Below are 19025 nucleotides of genomic sequence, written 5' to 3'. Positions count from 1 at the left end.
GCGTGACTAGGCGCACCTTACTCACAGCAACGGTATGAAATTATGAAATCAATTCAAACATCAAAATTTTTGTTGGCAAGCGTCGCGTGCTCAGTTATTACAGCCTGTGGTGGCAGTGGCGGCGGCAGTTCGACACCTGCAGTATCAAGTAATTCTCCTGCCCATGGCGGCGATATTATGCTGACGTATTCAGAAAAAGACCCATTCAAAAGACTTTTTCTATTAGGTACACCCACAGGTGAAAATAGTGGTACAGGTGTGGCTACTGACATGGACGGCGACATTCTGCGCGTAACGAATATTAGCTCGAATCTAACCGATATGACTGGCTTTGAGTTAGACGGGCTGTACCTTGGTATAAGACCGAATGCTATTGCCCCCACACTCGATACGGATGAGACATTAACGATGACCCTCACCTACGATATCACTGATGGCAGCAATACCACTGCCCGTTCAGCGACTATCACCATAATCGGCGAAGATATAGCTCCTGTCGCTGAAGACGACTTAGTGGGCAACTTTACTCGCGACGCTGGAATGGGAGTGGTTGATTTGCTTAAAGGTGTTGTGGATGGCGATGAAGAGCCACTCACCGCGTTTGATATAACAGCAGATGCCAATAACCCATATAGCATCCCCTTTACTCTCAATGAAGATAACCAGTTAGAGCTTGATGTGAGTGCCGTTGAATCACAAATCCCTGACGGGGAAAAGGTCACGTTCAGCTATACCTACAAAGTGAAAGATCATCGTTTTGAAATAGACCGTAATTTAGTCATAAATGTGTTGGGTGTACAAGATATTCCCGGTGCGCCGCTTATTCTAAATTACTTCTTAGAAGCGAGTGCTAATGAAACGGACACAGTACAAGTCTATGATTTAGCGCAAGAAACAGTTGACCGAGAAGATAATGCTATCGTCATCGACAATCTCACTTTAGATGGCGACGCCGACCTACCCTACGGTATTGAGCTTAATGACAACATGCTGTCAGTCGACCCCCACGCCTTTTTTAATGAAATAGATACTGGTCAAAGCAAAGTGCTGTCATTTCTGTTCAACGTTGCCGACGATGCAGGCAATACTGCTGATGGGCACAGAAGCTTAGTAGTCACCATTAATGGTGAAGAAACGAACTTAGTCAAAGCGGCGGGGTTCAACGCAGACTTTGAAGATGCAGCACATGTCGGTCCGCTTGATGCAACCAATAACACGGGCGGCTTTATGTGGGGCTGGGCGGGCTGGGCGTGCCCAGACCCCGAAATCAACACGGCTTCAGCGCGTACCGGTGATTATGGAATGCACATGCAGGGTAGTTTCTGTCATTTCGAACTACAGAATATCGTGACATCACTAGAAGATAATCAAAAGTACGCCATGTCATATTGGTTAAATAACGCGGCGTCAAACGGCGCAAGCGGCAATCCTTTTGTGCCTCTATTTACAACAGTTCCAGAGGGCTCCAGCCTAGATAATCGATTCTGGTTAGGCGGTCGTTACTTCGATCAGTCACTCGACACCTGGATGGAACACGTGCAGATTATTGATACCGGTGAGACTGGCGCCTGGGATGGTTATGAAACCCTGCCCGTGCATTTTGGTTTATTAAAGTACGACGATTCATACGCAGGTGGCGATCACAGCATCGACGACTTAAATATGGTCAAGTACGGCCACTATGATACCGCAGTGCATGACATGTTATTGGACCAAGTAGGCTTGTTTGATAACGCTGAAACCATTGCCAGCCACGGTGGCATAGTCGAAATACGCGACGTCGAGGGCATGCAAAAACTCTTCGTTGATACCACGGGTACCACTGATGGCGTGACGATTAGCCTACCCATCAAAGCTGGCGCGATCCAAGCCGGCGGGCGTTATGCAGTCGTGCTGGATGCTCAACTCATCAATCACGATGCCTTATATACAGCGGGTGAAAGCACGGTTGTTCTATACGAGCTAAACTTGTCCAATGGCACTGAATCTATTGCAGCAAATGGCAGCGGCACCACCAAAAGTGCACAAAACACCACATCAGATATCATTATTACTGAAGAGTTTAGCCGCAGCGCAGCAGTCGATTGGTCTCAAGAAACCATGACATTGAACGTGATGCTCACGGAAACAAACGCCCAGTACTATATTGATAACGTACGTTTAATCGCTATTCCTTAACTTCGAATAGATGAACTTAGTACGCAAGATTAAAGCCCTATGAAAATTTTTCATGGGGCTTTTCATTTGCTGCCCGTGCTTGGAAATTATGGGCCTATATTCGGCGATTTAATGCTAAGCAGTCAAACGTTCAAAAGGCAAAAATGCGTGCAACAGAGTAACCCTATAAAACATGTCGTGATTGTTGGCGGTGGCACTGCAGGTTGGCTTACTGCGGGTTTACTCGCTGCCCGTTTGTCTTCGCGAATAAATAATAGTGAACTGACTTTCACCTTGTGTGAATCCCCCGACATGCCCACTGTAGGTGTGGGTGAAGGCAACTGGCCCACGCTTCGCAGCACGTTACATACAATAGGCATATCGGAAACGGATTTTATACGCCACTGCAATGTGTTATTTAAACAGGGCTCGCGTTTTATTCATTGGGAAAATGAACATTCTAGCCAGTACGATCACCCTTTTGATGTGCCAGAACAAGCAAGCCATGGTGCACAAGCCCAGCATTGGTTGCACACCAACAAGCACGTTCCCTTTAGTCAAGCTTATTGCTTGCAAAGTGCGCTAGCAAATCAACACCTAGCGCCAAAGCTGATCACCACCCCTGAATACAGCGGATTTGCTAATTACGGTTACCATTTAGACGCAGGCCTATTCGCCAAATTGTTACGTGAGCATTGCGTTAATAATTTGCAGGTTAAGCACATATCCGCCAGGGTTAAACACGTTATTCAAGATCCAAACGGTGACATTTCAGGCTTGCAGCTGGCAGAAGCAGAAGCAAAAGCAAAAGCAAAAGCAAAAGCAAAAGCAAAAGCAAAAAGAGTACCGACGACTAAGCCACCAACAACTAATAGCCTTTTAACCCATCTCACTGGCGATTTATTTATAGACTGCACAGGGTTCAGTGCCCTGCTGTTAGGGAAAACGCTGGGCGTCAAGAATACGCCTGTGAATGACGTGCTATTTGCCAACAATGCCATCGCGACCCATGTTCCTTACGCGACTGACCAAGAACCAATTGAATCATTTACGTTATCAACTGCTCAAAACAGCGGCTGGATATGGGATATAGGTTTGCCTAACCGTCGTGGCGTCGGTTATGTATACAGCGACCGTTATACCGATGATGAAAGCGCAAAAGACACATTATTGCAGTACATACAGCAACGTCATCAGGATACCGACTCACTTGCTTTTAAACATATCCGCTTCACTCCAGGTTATAAACAGCAGTTTTGGAAGCATAACTGTGTGGCCATCGGTTTATCTGCAGGTTTTATTGAGCCTTTAGAGGCCTCAGCTATTGTACTGGTTGAGATGTCGGCCAATATGTTAGCCGAACAATTCCCTGCAACGCGCCAGAGTATGGGCATAGTAGCCGAGCGGTTTAATCAAACCTTTGCCTATCGCTGGCAACGAATCATCGATTTTTTGAAACTGCATTATGTGCTGAGTAAGCGCACCTCCGCTTTTTGGAAAGATAACAGAGCCGAGCGCTCAATTCCGGCCTCACTCAAAAAACTATTGCTCATGTGGCGTCACAAAGTACCGGATATTGCCGATTTTCCGGCTAGGGATGAAGTGTTTCAAGCCGCTAGTTATCAGTTTGTATTGTACGGCGCAGGCTTCAAAAGCAATTTGCTTTGCACTCCAGACCCACAAACTATGCAAGCTGCTGAGCAACTCTTCTCATCGATTCAAGGTTTTACAACTCAGCTAACTGATAAAGCGATAAGCAATCGCTCGCTGATTAACAAAATACACAAGTTCGGCTTGCAAAAATTCTGATTTGTATAATGCATCAGTCCGTTTAATAGATAACAAAAAAGAAGAAAAACATGGCAAAATTACAACTCCTTAGCTCTAAAGCGCACGGCAAACTTAAGGTTATTCGTTGTGAATACCTCGACCCAAGCTTTGCGGTTAACCTAAGCACAGTGATGGTGTCTGAGTTAACATTTCTCGCACACGAATATCCGCTGTTTTTCTACAAATCGGCGCGCAGTGGCGAATTCCAATTAGCGGCATTACTCGGGTTTGAATCTGGGCAAAATCTGTTTCTAGATAACGGCAATTGGATGTCCCGCTATGTTCCACTTGATATTCAGCGCCGCCCTTTTCAATTGCATGTACCTGAACCCCAAAAGAGCGCAGTTCAGAGTGTCGGGCCACGGAGCAACACACATACCTCTGGGCACTTAACCGTAGACCCAACCAGCCCTCAGTTTTCTTTCACCAAAGGCGAGCGGCTCTATAACGAAGATGGCACTGCCGCCCCTGCTCTAGCGCATTACCAAACGCTATGTTCTCATTTACTCAGCGCCAGCGAACAAACCCGAAGTGTCATAGCCACACTAGTGGATCATGAGTTGCTTGAAGCGGTTGAATTAAACGTAACGCTCAAAAATGCTGACATTAAACTTAACGACTTGTACACGGTTAACGTTAAAAAACTCAATGGATTGACGGGCAAAGTGACGTGGTTGAATAGATACGACCACCCCAGTTAAGACATAATAGCCTTAACTGGAGATAGATAATGACAACACGTAAGAAATATTCAAAAGAATTCAAACTGGATGCCATCGCCTTGGTGGTAGAGCAAAAATACAGTCGAACAGAGGCGGCTAGGAATTTAGGACTTAGCCCTCAAATACTTGGTCGTTGGCTTAAAGAAGCCAAAGATGATGATGGTCAAGCTTTTCGAGGTAATGGCACCCTGACACCCGAGCAAGCTGAAATCCGCCGTTTAAAGGAGCAAGTAAAGCGCCTTGAAATGGAGCGTGAGATATTAAAAAAAGCGACGGTCTTCTTTGCCAAAGAAACGAAGTGAAATACTCGTTTATTACCCGATATAAGAAGACCTGGCCTGTGCGACTAATGTGCAGATTACTGGGTGTACAAAGCCACAATTATTACAGTTACCAGAAGCGGCAAACGGATAAACCTGATGACCTAACGCATCAAGAGATGTTGGAATGGATAAAAGATATCGCCAAGTTCAGTGACAACACCTATGGTGAACGACGCATTCAAAAAGTATTGAATACGCTGAGCTTCCCAGTGAGTCGCAGGAAAACAGCTCAATTGATGAAAGAAGCTGGCGTGTGGGTGCGGTACAAAAAGAAATTTAAAGCCACCACCAACAGCGACCATAAGAAGCCCATTTATGACAATGTAGTCAAGCAAGACTTTGTCGCACAAAAGCCAGACCAAGCTTGGGTTCAAGACATCACCTACGTTTGGACATCAGAGGGTTGGCTGTATTTAGCGGTGGTGATTGATTTATATTCACGCAAAGTCGTGGGATGGAGTATGAGTTCAAGAATGAAAGCCAGCTTAGTGTGTGACGCACTAACTATGGCCATATGGCAACGACAACCGAAAGCAGGGTTAATTGTGCATTCAGATCAAGGCGTACAATATGCCAGTAAAGCCTATCGTCGCCTTATCAAAACACATGGTTTTATAGGCAGCATGAGTAAAAAAGGGTGTTGTTGGGATAACGGTGTGCCACGAAGGCATGTGACAGAACGTTTGCCACATTGCCATGCTGCATAAGAGATGAGGGTAGGCCCCTCGAAGTCTGATTACAGGATCTGGCTTCAAACCACCACGAGCTGCTGTAGTCAAAAGCTATGGTAGTGAGCGTCGTAGGAAAAGGCACTTAAAAGTGTCAGGTATGGTTCAAGAAGATGAACGAAAGTGAACAATCGATGACATGTCGAAAAGCAAACCAACTAACGTCAAAACCAGATAGCGTTGTTAATCTGGGACAAATCCAGACATTACCTGTTTATGGGCTGGGTGGCGTTCGGTGTAGAGGTTGCATGAGCTTGAACCAGGCTCTTTTGTGGAACGTGGGAACCTACTGGTTTAATGATAAGGAAAGAGGTGTCGTTCAATTGAATGTCGCTGCAAGTACCAATGTAAACCAGAGGGGCGGAGCAACTCGTAGTAGTGATGAAGCCGCTGTAATGGCTGTGGAGCGAAGGGGTTGCGTTATTCAGCTAAGCGTTACTGTCAACCAGCAATGGGAGGAGCAGTAAATCTTGGCAAAGTCATTTAATTTATCTAAGTTTGCAGTGTGGGATGCTTATCTAGCGGTCAAGGCCAATAAAGGCTCTGCTGGTATTGATGGGCAAACGATGGAGGACTTTGAAACTGATTTAAAGTGTAATCTTTACAAAATCTGGAACAGATTGTCATCAGGGAGTTATTTTCCTCCCCCAGTACGACGAGTTGAGATCCCTAAGTCTAACGGGAAGTTAAGACCTTTGGGAATTCCGACGATTTCGGACAGGATCGCTCAGATGGTCATCAAGAAACGTTTGGAGCCTCAAGTGGAGCCTCACTTTCATGATGATTCATACGGCTATCGTCCAAAGAAATCGGCACTGGATGCGATTGCTCAGACTCGTCGCAGGTGCTGGCGAGATGATTGGGTTCTGGATATGGATATTCAAGGTTTCTTCGATGCGCTAGATCATAAATTGGTCATGATAGCGGTGTCGAGATTTACGCAGTGTAAATGGACAATGCTGTATATTGAACGTTGGTTGAAAGCAGATGTAGTGATGCCAAATGGGGAACGAATAAAACGAACTCAGGGCACACCACAGGGCGGAGTAGTTAGCCCCCTTATCGCCAATATATTTCTTCACTTAGGCTTTGATAGTTGGATGCAAAAAGAGTTTCCTTGCATTCATTTTGAAAGGTATGCCGATGACATCGTTGTGCATTGTCGTAGTCAAAAGCAGTTGGAATATATTGAGCAAATGATAAGGTCACGGTTTGCACAGTGCAAGCTGTCACTTTGCCAAGAGAAAACCAAGATTGTTTATTGTAAAGATTCAAAGCGACTGGGTACTTATTCCAGCCAAAGTTTCGACTTTCTGGGGTATACCTTTAGGCCGAGAAGTTGCCGAGACAAGGAGGGGAAATTCTTTGTGAGTTTCACACCAGCGGTCAGCCGCAAGTCTATGAAGGCTATTCGGCTTAAGATCAAGGAGCATCCGATGGTAAAGGGGTGTTTCAGTCAAGGTATCTCAGAATTAGCCAGAGCAATTAATCCAATGATACAAGGTTGGATCAATTATTACGGGCACTTTAGAAAATCAGAAATGTCTACTATCTATGACTACATCAATGAGAAAATAATGAAGTGGGCAATGCGCAAGTTCAAACAACTGCAACGTCGTAAAAAGCGTGCAGGGCAATGACTTCGTAAGCTGTACTCCAAAGCTCCTTTATTATTTGCACATTGGCGCATCTGGAAATGGGTGGCTGAATAACAAGAGCCGTATGAGTCGAGAGGTTCACGTACGGTTCTGTGAGCAGCTAAGGGGGGAGGCTACCCTTGGTTGACTCGACCTGTAGCAGAAAGCTTCTTCGGGAGTTTAAAACAAGAGCGGGTGCATTGGCGCAATTACTCAACACGATTTAACGCCCAGCAGGATATCCTGAATTACATTACGATGTGGTACAACAGCCATAGACTTCATTCGTACTTGGATTACCAAAGCCCTAATGACTTTGAAAGACAAAACAATGAATTACAAAAAGTAGCTTAACTGGGCTGGTCGTTTTAGGTTGACCACGTCAAAGCTCTGCAAGCCTGCCACGACAAAGGCGTGTTGCAAGTATGCCATTTGGTGATGACTTCAGGGGCTCACTTAGAAATGATGATAGAGCGCGCCAATAAGTAACGTAACCCCTATTCTTGTACCAATACTTTTAGACCTGTACCGATATCGCTAAAACAGGATGAAGAGCTTAGGGCCAGAACAAACAACCTAAGCTCATAACGTAGCAATACGTGTTAATACCTGAGCATCTTCAGGGTATTCCCCCGCCCCAGATAGCCCTCGGTAGCCTTAACCCACTAAAGTTAGGTTCATAGTCAAAAAGCTAAATTTTCGCCTATGGACACCAAGCCCGCACAAGCGGGTCTATTTCAAATATAATTTGTTTCGATTAAGCCGCCGACCCACATTCACAGGCGTTCAAGCTTCATGGGATAACTCTGATTTGCATTCCATTGGCCGACGTAAAGATTGCCCTCATCATCCACGCATAAGCCGTGACAATGATTAAACACATCCCACGTGGTTTGCATCGGCTGTAACACATCGTTGATATACTCAGGTGTAGTGCCGCCTATATTTGCTACCACGCGATTGTCTTTGTCAAACACGCTGATGAAACCTGAATCGTCTTGGTTTTTACCATCGATGTGCGACCAGCACACAGGTGCAAAAAAGTGCTCGCCTTTAAAAATAGGGCCGCCAATATACGCTCCGTTAGCATCAATAGTGCCTAAATACTCACCGCTTAGAGTGAAGCGCTTTAAGCACTGCGATCCTCTGGAGCTAACAATCAGTTCTGGTGTTTCTCCGCGTCTATCTACACCGATACCATGGGTATTCGATAAGTTATAATGAGCGTCAGCGTTATCATGCCCCCCCCAATGTCGTATAAATCGCCCTTGGCTGTCGTACTGCAGCAAGTAATCAGAGCCATAGCCGTCAGTCACGTACATGTGGCCGTTGTCACTAATGGTTATGTCCGTCGGTCTAAAGGGTTGATCCGGTCGATACACCCCATATGTTTGAGGATGACCAATGCTAAATATCAGTCGCCCAGCCATATCCAATTTCGCGATAAAGCCAGATTGGGCAACAACGCGGTTGTAAGGCGAGTCCCACGCTTCAGTAGAATGGCCATCCCATAAGCGGTTTTTCACCCAGCCGCTATCAACGAGATACATAAAGTCCTCACCATTCTCATTGACTATTTTAACACTGTGGCCGCCTGGCATATGTGTGCTAAAGGTATCGAGCAGTTTGCCATCGCGGTTGTAAATAACAATATTATTGCGCGGATCATCAGTGATCATCACCACTCGACCTTTAGCATCGATATCCAATCCATGGCAATTTTCAACCGGTGTTTGGCTATTATCTAGCCGGCCCCAGTGGGCGTTTACCCTATAGGTAAACTCCCCTTGGCCAACGACTAAGCCATGTGGGTCACGCTTTGATTTAGGCAGCACCCAACCTGAATGTAATGTGTCTGCTTGGCTGCTTTTCTGAGTGGTCTTCTGATTTTCTATAACAGGCATTTAAGAGGCCTTAACTTCTTCATTTTCTTGCCAATTCAATATGGCATCGTCACCCACTGGACTAAACGGATAGAACTTAGCCTCGTTTTCAGCAAATGATTGATTGCTAACGGCGTTATATGCGCAAATCATCGACCAACGTGGCTCTGCCGCTCGGTTCTGATTAGACTTGTGCAATAAATTACAGTGAAAAAACAGCACATCGCCAGGTTCAAGCTCTACGTTAACTAACGCATGGAATTTCATGGCTTCTTCTACAAAATCTAACGCTGCCCCTTTTTGATCGCCCGTTTTACTGTGATCTAAACGGCCTAAATGATGAGAGCCTTTTAGCACCTGCAAACAACCGTTTTCCTCTGTGGCGCGATTAATTGCCACCATACAGCTGATCGCTTTTGGGTACAGCATGTAGTTGTCACGATGCCAGTAACCGAAATCCTGATGCCATTCCCAAGCTCCGCCCACAAAGGGTTCTTTCATCATAATCTTAGTACTGGTGTGATAGATAGGCTCGCCTATCAAGGTTTCACACACATCCGCTAACCTGCGACTGCGAGAAAACATACTGTATAAATCGTTGCCTGTTTCTTGCCACAAACAAACTTTGCTTACTGCACCACCGGCATCCTTTTTTTGCCAGGCTCGTTCGTTTAATGAATCGTCGTTAAACGCTTTTTCTTGTAAACGCGCAATTTCATCAGCGCTATAATATTCCCGAGCGATAACGTAACCATCACGATGAAAGTCTGCAATTTGTTGGTCATTTAAGGTGATATTACTCATGGGTTTTTCCTCTGTTGTTAATTCCAATAGTAAACTGTTAACAATAATCACCTATTTCTGTTTCCATGGCAAGCATTGATTCATATAAAAATATAAGATTTAAATATAAATCATAAATGCCATGCTATTCTGTACATCAATAAAACCCTCAAGCAACTAGTTTGCTAGGCATGTTACTTAGTAAAAGGTAAAATGAAAAAAGACATTATGTGGAGTTACTTTTTTTGAACGATAAAGCAGTCACTAAGTATGCTGTGCCAGCCCTTGATAAAGGCTTAGATATTCTTGAGTACCTGGCCAGTCAGGAATTGCCCCGCTCACAAAGCGAAATAGCCCAAGGTTTAGACCGTAGTCCAAATGAGATTTTTCGCGTATTGGTAGGCTTAGAAGCCAGAGGTTACTTGTTGCGAGACGAGGTATCAGGGCGATATCGCATTTCATTCAAGTTATATAATTTGTCACGCAGTATTTCGCCTATTGATCAAATGCGTCAATGTGCGCTGCCTTACATGGAAGATCTTGCGGTTAAAATTGGCCAGTCTTGCTACCTGTGTATGCTATATCAAAGTCAAACCATGGTTATCATTCAAGCGCGCAGCCACAGCCCAGTGTTCCTCAATATTACCGAAGGGTCACTGTTCTCCACTCGCACCTCAACAGCGGGGAAAGTGCTTTTGGCCAACAGCAACCCTTCTGTTAAGAAGATGTTACTCGAACACGACCCATACTTTGCTGCCTTACCTAAAAAGCAACAGCAGATTTTACATACAGAGCTGAGCCGCATCGAAACACAGGGCGTTTATGTACAGTCAAATACCTTAATCGATGGTGTAACCGATGTAGCCACCTTAATAGGTCACCCCCAAGGTAAAGTCATCGCATCATTAGCGGTTTCTTCCCTTAACAGCACATTCGGCAAGCCGCTCGAACAAGACAGTTTGATTAAGCATATAACTCACACCGCTAGAATCATCACCGAACAGCTGGGTTGTTAGCTTTATCAATTAGCGTTGGCTTAATGAATAGCTGAATGTGTGTTGTTGTAACCTTTAACATCACGTCAACATTCAGCAGTAACGCAAAATATAGGCTTAGCTTTTTACTTTAAAAGCGTTCACATCAATTTTGTATTTAGTTAATTTGGAAAATAAAGTACTGGACTTTATTCCTATAACCTTAGCTGCACCAAACACACCAGATACTCTACCTTGGGTCTTTATGAGCGCATTGATACAGTTTTGCTTGTCGAGCTTCGCCAGATCCTGCACGCTCAATACTTTTTCGATATCGGCACTATTAACCTGATTTTGCTTTGGGAATACACTCGGAATTAGGTTGTCAAAATTGACGATATTACCCTGAGACAAAATAACTTGCCTCTCTATGACGTTCTCTAACTCTCTAATATTGCCCGGCCATGAATAGTGTTTTAGTTTCTCCAATTCGATTAACGGTACTCTGAGATTTGGCTTGTTTGTTTTGACACTAAACTTCTGAATAAAATGTTTAGCGAGTAAAGAAATGTCGTCACCTCGATCTCTTAAGGGAACCGATTCAATAGGAAATACGTTGAGCCGGAAGTACAAATCTTCTCTAAATAGGCCCTTTTGAACTTGTTGCTTTAAGTCGCGATTCGTCGCTGAAATAATTCTGACATTTACGCTGATAGTTTTAGTATCGCCAACACGCTCAAATTGCTGCTCTTGAACGACCCTGAGTAATTTGCTTTGCAAATTTAAAGATAACTCCCCTACTTCGTCAAGAAACAAGGTTCCTTCATTTGCAAGCTCAAATCTGCCGACTCGATCTGCAACAGCCCCAGTAAATGCACCTTTTACATGACCGAAAAATTCACTTTCAAATAACTCTTCGGGGATAGCGGAACAATTGACCTTAATTAAAGCATGTTTCGAGCGAGGGCTTAAATCATGGATGGCGCGAGCTATCAATTCTTTTCCAGTGCCTGACTCGCCAGTAACGAGCACCGTGGAATCAGTCGGAGCCACTAGAGATATTTGTTCTGTTATACGGTTTATTACATTACTTTTACCAATAATATGGTGGTAGTTGTAATCAGACTTTATCTCTTCTTCTAAATAATCTTTTTCGTGTGTTAATTTGTCTTTCAGTGACTGCACTTCCTCTAGTGCTGTCAGCAGTTTACGTTGATTTGCGTTGCGCTTTGTTACGTCCCTGAAAACCACCACAGCCCCGATAACAACACCAAAATCACGTATTGGTGTACTGGTGTATTCCACTACAATGGTGGTGCCTAGTTTTGTCCAGAAGATATCATCATCCACTTTATGCACAACATCCTCACGAAACGCCTTAAATATCGGGCATTCTTGCGCGCTAAAGTGATGTCCATCTTCGTGAGCGTAATGCACGGCAGAATGCATGTTTCTGCCCAAAAGCTCCTCAGCCTTATACCCTAGCATTATCTCCGCAGCGGGATTTACAAACGTCGTATTACCTTTAATATCCACACCATAAATACCGTCTCCTACGGCATCAAGAAGCAATTTATTGCGTCTTTCAAATTCATCAAAAACGGAGGCTTTATGCTTCCAGTGTCCGAGACCGGCATCAAAGTATTTTTTTACCGAGGCGCTGCGCTTTTTGCGCTCTCGTTCATTAACGGACTCCAGACTTAAAAACAACACTGATGAACCGTTATATTCAACTGCTTTGCCCGTTACTTCAATTAAGTCAGAGCTATCGTTGATCACCACCAATAAATCTCGCCAAGCGCGTTTATTCTCAATCAACTCGATGGTAAAAGAAATAAACGCTTCAAGATCAGATTTAAAATAGTCGATTGGGGATTTATGCTGAATGTTTTCAATTGAATCTCGAAGCAATTTACTGCCTTCGATATTGACTTTTATGATTCTATTTTCAATCGGGTCGATGACCAGTTGCGCAAGTGCCGAGTCTTCAAAAAACATGTCCATAACGCACCAATGGCTTACTTAATTTAATAATATTTTTACTAAATATAGTAAATTACGAAATATAGCAAATTTTATATTTTGTAAATCCACTTAAATATCAATAAAATCATATGGTTACAATAAATATCTAGTTGGCACCTTCATTGCAATTGATCAAATATCAAGTCAGCACGAATAATATTTCAAGTTAAAAAAAAGGAATAAATTTTGAACAAGATACAAATGACCGAAGACATTATCCAAGCCAAGATAGCCAAAGATTTAACGTGGGAAGGAATGGCTATTTCTCTTAATGTATCGCCTGTGTGGCTAACGTCAGTGTGCCTCGGTATGAATACAGCATCAGCAGACGTAGCAAAAGCACTGACTGAAATGTTGTCTTTACCCAGCGAAGTCGAGCAGGTGTTGATGCAATACCCAACAAAAATATGGGAGCAATCCGTGCCGACCGATCCACTTATGTATCGACTGTACGAAATCGTAGGCGTGTACGGCGAAACACTTAAAGAAGTCATTCAAGAAAAATTCGGTGACGGAATTATGAGCGCCATTGATTTTACAATGGACGTAGATAAGGTCGAAGATCCAAAGGGTGACAGAGTATTACTGTCAATAAATGGAAAGTTTCTTCCGTACAAAAAGTGGTAGTTTGCTCAGTTGTTAACATCATAAGGTGAAGGACAACACCAACTTATAGATAACAAAATTTAATCACTCGCCGTATAGCGGTACGGCAAATTAAAAAGCAGTTCAATCAACACTATTACCTAAAATGAGAGGCAACAATGTCAGTAAAAAACATGATGAAAGCAAGTATTGATTCTGCGGAATTTGAAGTTAATGGAAGAATCTCAAAGCAAGTGGTTACGCTGGATGAGGTTACAGCTGTTAAAGTCACTTTTAATCCTGGTGCTAAGTGGTCTATAGAACTAAAAGAGTATGCCGGTACAAAATCATGCTTAATTCCCCATGTTGCCTATGTGATCACCGGAACCATCGGCATTCTAATGGATGACGGCTCAGAAGAAACCTTCACCAAAGGTGATATCATGATGTTGCCACCAGGGCACGATGCCTGGACTGTTGGTGATGAGCCATGTGAATTTATTCAGATGTCTCAAGGCGACAACTACTATGCTGATGTTTGCTGTCATTAATCAGCATCAAGTAGTGAGCAGCAATTAAGCTCATTCTATTCGCATTATATGACGGCAGTGAGCAACACCATTTGTTCACTGCCTATCTTATATTTACTGAGCGTGTTTAAGATAAGCAGTGACACAAAATTCGCGCCTCCTCGTTCGTTACACTCGTACTGATTTGTTCCAGAGCCACAACCTAATTATTGTTCCGGAGTCACAACCACCACCATCTCGCCTTGCTTCTTATCAATCACTACAACCTCTTGCAGTTCCCATTTATCAGCCACATCAGTAGCGTAAACATAGACCTCGGCTGCGGATTTATCACCTTTAATGGAGTAGTTTACGTTAGCCTTACCGCCTTCACCGGAATAGGTGATATCACCTAACACAAAAAATCCAGGCTCAGGGTTTTTACCCACTAATGAAATCACTTGCGGATGTGCTTTAACGGCCTTAACGGATAAATCGTATGCCTCGCCTTTCATCATGCTGATCAATGAAATAATCATGATGGGGAAGATGACGAAAACAAGGATTAAGCCTGCATTACGCCATTTTTTTTGGGTAGATTTGAAATGAGCTATATCACGCCATGTGCGGTTCTGCCATGCCCATTCATTGCCTTTAGCGCCCAAAATCAACATCATCACCAAGTTGACCACAGGCACAAACATCAGCAGAGCAATAAAGGTACTGTTACCGATACCCCAAATCCAATTAAGTAGAAAAGCACCCCAATTCCACCCTTTGATTTCTTCGGGCACCACTGACGCTTTGCCCATGCCTGAAATGTATTGTCGTTCCATGTTTAAACTTTCTCCTTTTTACCTAGTGCCAAAAAAGGCTCATACCTGCTAAGGATTTTTTACATGGACACCCATCGTAAGATGACCGGAATTAAAACTCGTGGTTTGCCATCGGCACGAACTCGGGGGTATCCGCTAGTTTTTCCACACTAAACACCTCGTTTTTGAACAGCAACGGATAATAAAAATGCCTTAACCTTCGATGAAAATCACGTACCTGACGCTCGTATTCGAATGCCGCTATGGCATCAGTCTGGGCTAAGCGAGTCATTTTACGTTGTAACAAATGCGGTAGCGCCAACATAGAAACATAACCGGCCACTTCATATTTTTTCGAGGCTGCTTTACGATACGCCAGCGACAACTCAGCGGTACTTTCATCCCCCATTTGTTGAAACGCGTAGAACCACTTCCACTCGAACAAACTTTGCATGTCCACATAGCCTTTCCATTGTGGATACGATTGAGTAAAGGGTCCCATCGTGGCTTCTATGGGTTTGTCCCACGCGGCGTTCACAGCTTCACGCTGTGCAAGTACGATATCCCCGCCATCTACAGACTCCATACTTTGATTGATGATCACATCCCCAGCTGTTGGGATAACAAACGTCAGTAACACCCAAATACCAATCAGACCAGAAGCAACACGTGGGCTACTGGTCGCGTTTCTGCCCCACCATATGCTTAAGCCAGCCCATAACAGCAAGTACAATCCGCACCATAACGAGATAAGCGCAGTATCGCTGAGCCCAACGTCTTGCATAAACGCGCCAAACCAAAACGGAAGCAGTAAAATGACAAACAGAGATACAAAACGCACTAGACTCCTTGGCCCCCAAAGGCTCAGCGGTGAACGTGCGGTGCTAAGCAGTAAATCGTAGCGGCCATTGGCCCTTTCATTGGCAAATAAGTCATGAAAGAGCAATATAACCAACAGTGGTGCGAGCGCACTTATCACAAAGACAAAATCAAACTTACCGGTTTGCGCAAGTTCTGCATTAGCCGTATCACTTTCGTATATTTGACCTTCAAGGGCGAGCATTCGTATTCTGTGCTTCCACGGATAAATATCGCGCTCACCTAGCGCCGCAAACGCCAACGCGCTGGGCTCAGAATAGGTTAAATGAAAACGATAGTATGCTACAGAGCCATAATCAGCGTGACTGTTCAATACGTCTTTGCCATCTAGCGCATCAGCTTTTAATAACCGCTCGATGGTACTTCGCTGGTTGTCTACCTCATTGATACCACTGGTAATGGCAAATCCTGATAACAATAGACTGCACAATAACAGCATCACAACATCCCGTTGGCGCAACATAAAACGCCATTCACGCATGATTTGTTTCAACGTTATTCGTTGGGCTAAGAACCCTTTTATCCCAAGGCCTTTAGTTATACTTTCTGACATGGTAAATCCCTGAATTTGCGCACTCATTCAACGCGTCTCCCTACTATTGTGCCTAACGCGATAAGCCCAGCAAGCCAGCCGAACAATTGAAGAAACGCAACTAGGCTGCGCTGTAATCTGTCACTTGCCTTGTCTACACTAAAATTAAAGTCTTTCAGCAGCTGCCAGTTTTCAGCGCCCACTTGCGCTTCATGAGCAGAATCTTGATCCGCATAACGTTTAACATCATTTTTATAGCTGAGCTTTTGTTCATGCAACGTATTTAACGACTGAACAAAATCAAAACGCAGGGCTTCGGTTTCTCTTAAAAAACGATGATGGGTTTCAATACTGGTTCCCGCTGTCATCATGGATAACGAGCGTATTGCCACAACCGGTGAAAACCAGCCAAACAGCCTCGCCACCTGACTTTGTTCGAGTTCTTCGTGCATTCTTTTTTCAGCAAACTCGTTTAATACATCAGTCAACTTTGCTTCGGATGCTTTAATCACCGCCCCACGAAAATTCATTGGAAGCTGCTCAATCGAGTCTACGTTGTATTGCGCGAGTAATTTCGATTTCATCTGTTCAAAGGCCGGATCAGACGCGTTATGTCCATCTCCAATTTTTCGAAGTTTGGCTATTACATCAAAATCTGATTCCAATTTACCGGCAGATGGGACCACTATCGCCGCGGTGGTGCTGGCTGCACGAGGAGTGATAATACACAGTAAAATCCACACAAAAATCAGCGTGGTAAAACTCGCACTGTTCTTGGCCATTGCTGTTGAACAAAGCACAATCAACACAACCCAAACCGACAAATACACCCAATACCCAACCAAAAACCCGCTCGCGGTGAGTGCTGGCTCCCCTTGCAACACGGCAACAAATGCTGAAATAACTAACGGTGTTAGGATCATACCCACAGCGGCAAAAAGGGCCACACCTTTGCCCATCATGAGCTGATATATTGATGTGCCTTGGGCTAGAATCAAGGTTAACGTGTGTGCCTCACGCTCTCGGCTGACGGAGCTAAAGCCAATTAGAATAAGCAACAGTGGCGCAAGGTTTTGCACTATAAAGGCAGGATCTAAACTGCCCAATTTCGTCAATGACGTACCCTGTCGTTGGTCAGCAAACATAGCGCTGTTTTGCCTATGTCCTTCTAAAAAGATTGAATTTCCGGTGAAGGCATCCACACCTGGGTCTAAGCTGGCCAGCGCTGAGGGTGTACGAAATGCATAGTGACCGTAATGCACCATACGATGAGGATGACGATCAGGTTGCCCAGCAAAGCTGTCTTGTGCGCTACTTTGCATATCTTCGCGGTGGTGGTTCAATTCAGCCACGTTTATCGATGACACAATCACCGAAGAAAGTGTTAACAATAATCCTACCACTAATACCGATGTAGCCAATTTAGAACGCAACCAATATCGCCATTCATCTTTGGCGATTGTCAGCGTGGTTGAACTCATAGCACATCCCTCTGAGCAAACGCTGCATGCACTACTTCAGTGTCAATTCGCGCATTTTCTTCGGCACTAAACTCGCCGACTAGCTCACCGTTTCGCAGTAAACCAATGCGGTTAGCCACTTGGCATGCGCCGTACACATCGTGCGTCACCATTAAAATAGTAGCGCCGTTGGAGGCAAGTTCAGACACAAGTTGATTAAATTCATCAATTGCTACTGGGTCTAGCCCTGATGTAGGCTCATCCAGCAGAATAATTGGCGCTTCACGCAGAATAGCCAGCGCAATCGCTGTTTTCTGGCGCATACCTTTTGAGTAGGTACTCATGTGGCGCTCCCATGCATCGCTTTGTAGGGCTACGCGCTCAAACGCTTGGTTTATTTCAGCGTCTGATTTATCAATTTCAGCCAGCGACAAAAAATAGCGCACGTTTTCTCTGGCCGTTAAATGCTGGTACAAAGTCGCCGATTCTGGTAAATATGCGATTTGCTGGCGAACCGTTTTAATGTCTTCACTCACCAACTTTCCGTTTACTAGTGCCCTGCCTGAAGTGGGTGTCATAAACCCCAAAAACGTTTTGAGTGTCGTGGACTTACCAGCGCCGTTGCCACCGAGTAAGGCGTATATTTCACCCTTGGCCACTTTAAAACTGAGCGCTTTAAGAATGTCATTGTTCTTAATAGTGATGCTAAGGGCATCGGCCTCTATCATCAATTCACTGCTTGGTTTGGCAACACCGCTCACGTTTACTCTCCATCTTGTTGTTTTAATTCGCAACCTGCAGTTATGTTATAATATAACTTAATCTAGTGCTATTTATTCCTTCACCAGAAAGTCTATATTGGCGTTTTAGAAAAACGGGAATGACTCGGCAAGAGCTTATGAACCTTAGCCTTGTAACAAAGGTAGATTTACAGTCGCCGCTTAAGGATTTAGCAATGGGTTGTAGTACCCCATTTTAAGCAGCAGTCATTTGTAAAAAATATTTAAGCCGCTCTCAATAATTGCTTGGAGTGCACACCACCTATTGCCATACTAACTCTACCCTGCTGACGCCCGCACAATTTGGTAAAGCAGCACGAGGCAATTGGGCTATCGAAAGTAAGTTGTACTGGCTTCTAGACGCAGCGATGCGAGAAGATAACTGTCAGATATACCGTGGTGAT

At 44.3% G+C, this 19025-nt stretch carries 14 protein-coding genes and 3 pseudogenes; 10 read left to right on the top strand and 7 right to left on the bottom strand.

All coding sequences use genetic code 11. The features are described from left to right. Positions 1 to 42 precede the first annotated feature (42 nt). From GQS54_RS21360 to GQS54_RS21335, 6 genes and pseudogenes are all read left to right on the top strand, one after another. Positions 43 to 2178, top strand: coding sequence for a hypothetical protein (locus tag GQS54_RS21360; RefSeq protein WP_166425947.1), 2136 nt, complete (start codon positions 43 to 45; stop codon positions 2176 to 2178). Between the two features lie 147 nt (positions 2179 to 2325). Next, positions 2326 to 3966, top strand: a complete 1641-nt coding sequence (locus GQS54_RS21355; RefSeq protein WP_166425957.1) for a tryptophan halogenase family protein — start codon at positions 2326 to 2328, stop codon at positions 3964 to 3966. Positions 3967 to 4016: 50 nt separating this feature from the next. Next, on the top strand, positions 4017 to 4688 hold the full coding sequence (locus GQS54_RS21350; RefSeq protein WP_166425946.1) for a SapC family protein: 672 nt from the start codon (positions 4017 to 4019) through the stop codon (positions 4686 to 4688). A gap of 29 nt (positions 4689 to 4717) precedes the next feature. After that, positions 4718 to 5691: pseudogene (locus tag GQS54_RS21345) on the top strand (IS3 family transposase); the annotation flags it as partial. A 539-nt stretch (positions 5692 to 6230) separates the two neighbouring features. Beyond that, on the top strand, positions 6231 to 7400 hold the full coding sequence (ltrA, locus tag GQS54_RS21340; RefSeq protein WP_166425945.1) for a group II intron reverse transcriptase/maturase: 1170 nt from the start codon (positions 6231 to 6233) through the stop codon (positions 7398 to 7400). Positions 7401 to 7553: 153 nt separating this feature from the next. Beyond that, positions 7554 to 7751 (top strand): annotated as a pseudogene (locus GQS54_RS21335) (IS3 family transposase); the annotation flags it as partial. A 422-nt stretch (positions 7752 to 8173) separates the two neighbouring features. On the opposite strand, the gene GQS54_RS21325 reads toward GQS54_RS21335, so the two are convergent. Both GQS54_RS21325 and GQS54_RS21320 read right to left on the bottom strand, forming a co-directional pair. Then, the gene (locus tag GQS54_RS21325) at positions 8174 to 9301 is read right to left on the bottom strand and encodes a 6-bladed beta-propeller (protein ID WP_166425944.1); all 1128 of its coding nucleotides are present in this window, start codon (positions 9299 to 9301) and stop codon (positions 8174 to 8176) included. Continuing rightward, positions 9302 to 10084 (bottom strand): phytanoyl-CoA dioxygenase family protein, encoded by a 783-nt coding sequence (locus GQS54_RS21320; protein WP_166425943.1) that lies wholly within the window; start codon positions 10082 to 10084, stop codon positions 9302 to 9304. A 224-nt stretch (positions 10085 to 10308) separates the two neighbouring features. On the opposite strand from GQS54_RS21320, the gene GQS54_RS21315 reads away from it, so the two are divergent. After that, positions 10309 to 11079, top strand: a complete 771-nt coding sequence (locus GQS54_RS21315; RefSeq protein ID WP_166425942.1) for an IclR family transcriptional regulator — start codon at positions 10309 to 10311, stop codon at positions 11077 to 11079. A gap of 96 nt (positions 11080 to 11175) precedes the next feature. Here the strand turns inward: GQS54_RS21315 and GQS54_RS21310 are convergent, their stop codons facing one another. Continuing rightward, positions 11176 to 13041 carry a sigma 54-interacting transcriptional regulator gene (locus tag GQS54_RS21310; RefSeq protein ID WP_166425941.1) on the bottom strand — a complete coding sequence of 622 codons (1866 nt, stop codon included), beginning with the start codon at positions 13039 to 13041 and terminating at the stop codon, positions 11176 to 11178. Between the two features lie 207 nt (positions 13042 to 13248). Between GQS54_RS21310 and cynS the strand changes: the two genes are divergently transcribed. Next, complete coding sequence (gene cynS, locus GQS54_RS21305) at positions 13249 to 13689, top strand: cyanase (protein WP_166425940.1); 441 nt, start codon at positions 13249 to 13251, stop codon at positions 13687 to 13689. Positions 13690 to 13826: 137 nt separating this feature from the next. Continuing rightward, positions 13827 to 14198 carry a cupin domain-containing protein gene (locus GQS54_RS21300; protein ID WP_166425939.1) on the top strand — a complete coding sequence of 124 codons (372 nt, stop codon included), beginning with the start codon at positions 13827 to 13829 and terminating at the stop codon, positions 14196 to 14198. A gap of 185 nt (positions 14199 to 14383) precedes the next feature. On the opposite strand, the gene GQS54_RS21295 is transcribed toward GQS54_RS21300, so the two are convergent. The 4 genes from GQS54_RS21295 to GQS54_RS21280 all read right to left on the bottom strand — a co-directional run bounded on the left by GQS54_RS21295 (position 14384) and on the right by GQS54_RS21280 (position 18570). After that, a complete protein-coding gene (locus tag GQS54_RS21295; RefSeq protein WP_166425938.1) occupies positions 14384 to 14992 on the bottom strand; it encodes a cytochrome c oxidase assembly factor Coa1 family protein in 609 nt (202 codons plus the stop codon). A 91-nt stretch (positions 14993 to 15083) separates the two neighbouring features. Further along, the gene (locus tag GQS54_RS21290; RefSeq protein ID WP_240920036.1) at positions 15084 to 16331 is read right to left on the bottom strand and encodes a DUF3526 domain-containing protein; all 1248 of its coding nucleotides are present in this window, start codon (positions 16329 to 16331) and stop codon (positions 15084 to 15086) included. Positions 16332 to 16426: 95 nt separating this feature from the next. Continuing rightward, positions 16427 to 17863: a DUF3526 domain-containing protein gene (locus GQS54_RS21285; protein WP_166425936.1), complete on the bottom strand. Its 1437-nt coding sequence runs from the start codon at positions 17861 to 17863 to the stop codon at positions 16427 to 16429. Continuing rightward, positions 17860 to 18570 carry an ABC transporter ATP-binding protein gene (locus GQS54_RS21280; protein WP_166425956.1) on the bottom strand — a complete coding sequence of 237 codons (711 nt, stop codon included), beginning with the start codon at positions 18568 to 18570 and terminating at the stop codon, positions 17860 to 17862. The genes GQS54_RS21285 and GQS54_RS21280 overlap by 4 nt, the downstream gene beginning before the upstream one ends. Before the next feature lie 314 nt (positions 18571 to 18884). Here GQS54_RS21280 and GQS54_RS23355 point away from each other — a divergent pair. Further along, positions 18885 to 19025: pseudogene (locus GQS54_RS23355) on the top strand (ISAs1 family transposase); the annotation flags it as partial.

Origin of the sequence: Paraglaciecola sp. 20A4, from assembly GCF_011378905.1 — a bacterium.
Taxonomy (GTDB): Bacteria; Pseudomonadota; Gammaproteobacteria; order Enterobacterales; family Alteromonadaceae; genus Paraglaciecola.
This window is presented reverse-complemented; position numbering and strand designations above follow the sequence as displayed.